The sequence below is a fragment of the Adlercreutzia muris genome (genome assembly GCF_008831045.1).
GTDB lineage: Bacteria > Actinomycetota > Coriobacteriia > Coriobacteriales > Eggerthellaceae > Adlercreutzia > Adlercreutzia muris.
In genome coordinates this window covers 1-4404 of record NZ_WAJS01000067.1, presented here as the reverse complement: position 1 = coordinate 4404, position 4404 = coordinate 1, and the positions used below count along the sequence as shown (strand labels likewise).

General features: G+C 66.8%; 4 protein-coding genes. All 4 read right to left on the bottom strand.

Going from position 1 to position 4404, the window contains the following annotated elements; translation table 11 throughout:
- On the bottom strand, positions 1-955 hold a 955-nt coding region (locus F8D48_RS11310; RefSeq protein WP_240806335.1), incomplete at its 3' end, for a THUMP domain-containing protein.
- A gap of 254 nt (positions 956-1209) precedes the next feature.
- Positions 1210-2358, bottom strand: a complete 1149-nt coding sequence (gene rpoD, locus F8D48_RS11305; RefSeq protein WP_135971259.1) for an RNA polymerase sigma factor RpoD — start codon at positions 2356-2358, stop codon at positions 1210-1212.
- Positions 2359-2738: 380 nt separating this feature from the next.
- A complete protein-coding gene (locus F8D48_RS11300; RefSeq protein ID WP_151432129.1) occupies positions 2739-3443 on the bottom strand; it encodes a response regulator transcription factor in 705 nt (234 codons plus the stop codon).
- Positions 3436-4404, bottom strand: a 969-nt coding sequence (locus F8D48_RS11295) for a sensor histidine kinase (protein ID WP_151432127.1), incomplete at its 5' end; no start/stop codon positions are given. The genes F8D48_RS11295 and F8D48_RS11300, both read right to left, overlap by 8 nt.

The following is a 4404-nucleotide window of genomic DNA, read 5'->3' as shown; positions in this document are numbered from 1 at the left end:
CCACCGCACGCGTCAGGCGTTCCTCCACGGCCGCGGGCCTGCGGGCGGTGGCGAGCGTGGAGGCGGCCGGGCCCGAGGAGGCCGACAGCCCCACGATGCGCACGGTGCGCTGATCGGGCGCATCCACCGTGGCACTCGCCGCGCCCTCGGCACCAAGCATGCGAGCGAGCCCCGCCTCCAAGCGGTCGTCGGCCTCGGCCAGCAAATCGTCCCACGCCGCGGCGTCAAAGCGCGCCCATCCGGCGAACCCCCAACGATCCCGCACGAGACCGGGCGCCTGGTCCGCTAGAAGGCCCGCTGCCTCGCACAGCAGGATGCCGTCGTCGCATGCCGGGTCCAGGAACCCCCAACCAGCCGCCAAGCGCTCCGGCGCCCCCAGCGCCGCCAGCAGCGCCGCGGCTTGGGCCACGGCCACAGGGGCATCGGGGCCGTCCTCGGGCCGCAGGTAGCTGCGCCGTGCCAGCGATGCCCCCGATAGATCGAGGGCAATGGTGGCCCGATCGTCGCGCAGGCGCACCTCGATGAGCGCATCGGGCGCCTGGGCGTCCACATCGGGACGCGCCCCCCGCGCCTCGGCCAGGCGATCGCACACGGCGTCTTTTACCTTCAACGCCGTGAACTGGGTGTTGCGCAGCTCGCCATTCACGCCGTTGGCCCGCACGGCAATGCTCGCCCTCTCGGCCAGCACCTCTTCCCAGGCCAGGTTCCGCACACCCGTGTACAGCGCGTCGGCGTCGGAAGCATCCACGCGGCCCACCACCACATTCACGCGGCCCGCTAACCGCGACCACAGACAGACCCGCAGAACCGTCTCCGGCGAGCCGTAGAAGGCCGCGCCACCGACCAGCGGGCGCACCTTGCGCACCGCGAGCCCGTGCAGCTCGTCGGATAGCAGCGATTCGACCCCCGGCAGACAGGTGGCGAAGAACTCGTGCTCGTGCTTTTTGCTTGTCATCGCAAGCTCCTTCAAGAGTAGAAAGTGAAGAAGTGGACAAAAATGCCTCGAATGCTCCCAATGCTCGCCAAAAAAGCTCCGCAGAAACCCGCAGTGGGCCATTTCGACGCTTCTGGGGGTCTCTCAGGCGCCTTCAGAGCCCGAAAACCAACCTACCGAGAGCAAGAACAGCGCACTCGAAGCCTTTTTGTCCACCAAAAGCCAAAGTGCTCTCGCTCCAAGAAGAAGGCCGGCAAGACGGCCGGCCTTCTCGTTTAATCTTCCAGGTAGTCCTTCAATTTGCTGGATCGGGAGGGGTGCCTCAGCTTCGCCAGGGTCTTGCTCTCGATCTGGCGGATGCGCTCGCGGGTGACGCCGAACTCGCGGCCCACCTCCTCCAGAGTGCGCGGATGGCCGTCCTCCAGGCCGAAACGCAGGCTGATGACCTTGCGCTCGCGCTCGGCCAGGCCCTCCAGCACCTTGGCCAGCTGCTCCTGCAGCATGGAGAAGCTGGCGGCATCCGGGGGCACCACGGCGGCGTCGTCCTCGATGAAGTCGCCGAGCTGGGAATCCTCCTCCTCGCCGATGGGGGTCTCCAGGCTCACCGGCTCCTGGGAAATCTTCTGGATCTCGCGCACGCGCTCAGCAGTGAGCCCCATCTCCTCGCCGATCTCCTCGGGGGTTGGCTCGCGGCCGAGCTCCTGCAGAAGCTGGCGCTGGATGCGCACGAGCTTGTTGATGGTCTCCACCATGTGCACGGGAATGCGGATGGTGCGGGCCTGGTCGGCGATGGCGCGGGTGATGGCCTGGCGGATCCACCAGGTGGCGTAGGTGGAGAACTTGAAGCCCTTGGTGTAGTCGAACTTCTCCACGGCGCGGATGAGGCCCAGGTTGCCCTCCTGGATGAGGTCCAGAAACAGCATGCCGCGGCCCACGTAGCGCTTGGCGATGGACACCACGAGGCGCAGGTTGGCCTCGATGAGCTGCTGCTTGGCATCCAGGCCCACCTGCTCGATGCGGGACAGGCGGCGCTTCTCGCGGCGCTCCAGCTCGATGCCGTCTTCCTCGGCCTTCTCCAGTTCCTCGGTAGCGGCCACGCCGGCCTCGATCTTCATGGCGAGATCGATCTCCTCGGCAGCGGTGAGCAGGGGCACCTTGCCGATCTCCTTCAGGTACATGCGCACCGGGTCGCCGGTGAGCATGGTCACGCCGGCATCGGGGTTGCGCTTCGTGCGCACGCGGGCGCGGGTGCGGGGCGTCACCTTGGGCAGGGCCGCCGCCTCCACCGTGGCCTTCAGCTCGTCCTCGGGAATGCCGTCCAGCAGGTCTTCCTCGGAATCGAGGCCCGCCTCGATCTTGTCCTCGGTCAGGCCGTCGGAAGCCGAATCGCTCGCTGCGCTCGTCGGCGGCTCCGTGGTGTCCATATCATCATCGTCCAGGTCGTCCAACCCCTCGACGTCCTCGGTCACCACAACTTCTTCAATGTCTTGCTCAGGATTCTTCTTTGCAGCATCAGCCACGCGATAGTCCTTTCTCCAGTGTCCGCGCCTGATTTTGGGTACAAGAACTCAATTCTGGCACAGAGATACAGCAGAGAAGAATACTACAAATTGAAAGGCTCTTCAAGGGAAAACCGACGGGAAGTTTCACCTTACACTCAGGCAAAGTATCCTGGAAAACTCCATGGGAAGGCACCTGCCCCCAGCACGGCGCCCGCGGTCGGAGCGGTCGCCGAGAGCCGTGAGCCGTCGGCGCGCGCCCCGCGAGCACGCTGCCGGCTCACGGCCGACCGGCCCCTCGTGGCTCACAGGCGGTCGGCCAGCTTGTAGCCGATGCGCCAGATGGTGGTGAGGTAGCGGGGCTTGGAGGGGTCCTCCTCGATTTTCTCGCGGATCTTGCGCACCATGACGGTGATGGAGCTGGGATCGGCGGCCTCGACGTCGCCCCAGAGCGCCTCCAGGATCTGGTCGCGGGTAAACACGGCCCCCGGGTCGGAGGCGAGCACCTCCAGCAGCTCGATCTCCCGGGAGGACAGGCCCACCGGCTCGCCGCCCAGGCGCACGTCGTACTTCCCGAAGTGAATCTCTAGATTCCCCACGGCGAAGACGTCGGGGCGGCGGCTGCGGTCCTCGCGACCCCGCTCCCGCTCACGGCGGCGCACGTGGGCGTTCACTCGCAGGAGCAGCTCCTCAGGCTGGAAGGGCTTCACCAGGTAGTCGTCGGCCCCGGCCTTGAAGCCGATGGACTTGTCCACGATATCGCCCTTGGCCGTGAGGAACATGATGGGCACCTGGCGGCCCTCGGCGCGGATGATCTCGCAGATCTCGAAGCCGTTGATATCCGGTAGCATCACGTCCAGGATAAGGAAGTCGGGCCGGGCCTCCCTCAGCAGGGCCAGACCCTCCTCGCCGCTGCCGGCGCAGCAGAAGTCGTAACCGCCGCGGCGGGCGATCTGGCCGATGAGCACCTGCATGGACTCGTCATCGTCGATGAGCATCACCTTAGTCATGGATATCCTCCTCCCTCACCGGCAGGGTGACGGTGAACACCGAGCCTTGGCCCGGCTCGCTTTCCACCGCCACGGAGCCGCCCAACATGGCCACGAGATCCTTCACGAGGGAAAGTCCCAGGCCGCTGCCGCCGTAGCGACGCACGGTGGACATGTTCTCCTGGCGGAACCGCTCGAAGATGAGCTCCTGGGCCTCGGCGGGAATGCCGATGCCGGTGTCGGCCACGGCCGCCTCGATGACCCGGGCGCCCGGAGCGCCGTCGCAGCGCACCCGCACCGTGACCGCGCCGCCCCGATCGGTGAACTTCACGGCGTTGCTCGCCAGGTTCGCGAGCACGCGCCGCAGCTTCTCCCAGTCGCTGCGGATGAGGGGCACGTCGTAGTCGACCCGCGTGGCGAAGGCCACGCCCTTCTTGGCCGCCACCGGCGCCAGGGCCGATTCAACCATGCCCACCACGTCGTTCAAGTCCAGCAGCTCCAGGTTCAGCGTCTCGGAACCGGCCTGAATGCGGGCGCACTCGAGCACATTGTCTACCATTTCCAGGAGAATAGCCCCGTTCTTGTCGATCTCCTCCAGCTGGCGGGCGGCCTCCTCGTCGGCCGGATCCATGGACTGCCCCAGCAGGTCGGCGAAGGCGAGGATGGAGGTGAGGGGCGTGCGCAGCTCGTGGCTGACGATGGCCAGGAAATCGGATTTGTACTGGTTGTCCCGGGACAGCTGCTCGTTGATCTCCTCGACCCGCTCCCGCTGGCGCTCCAGCTCGGCGTTGGCCCGCCGCAGCTGCTCGGTACGCTCGGCCACCTGGGATTCCAAGCTGCCGTAGAGCTCCTCCAGTCGCCGGGCCATGGAATGGTACTGCTCGATGAGTCCGTCCACCTCTCGGGTGGAGTACAGGGCGCCCCGCTCGGCGCTGGGAAGCGATCCGCGCTCGGGCAGGCCCCTGAGCGCCCCGTCCCCGCC

Bases quoted from the DNA above. Each gene is read 5' to 3' on its own strand.
- rpoD (WP_135971259.1), bottom strand. From the start codon at position 2,358: ATGGACACCACGGAGCCGCCGACGAGCGCAGCGAGCGATTCGGCTTCC.
- F8D48_RS11300 (WP_151432129.1), bottom strand. From the start codon at position 3,443: ATGACTAAGGTGATGCTCATCGACGATGACGAGTCCATGCAGGTGCTC.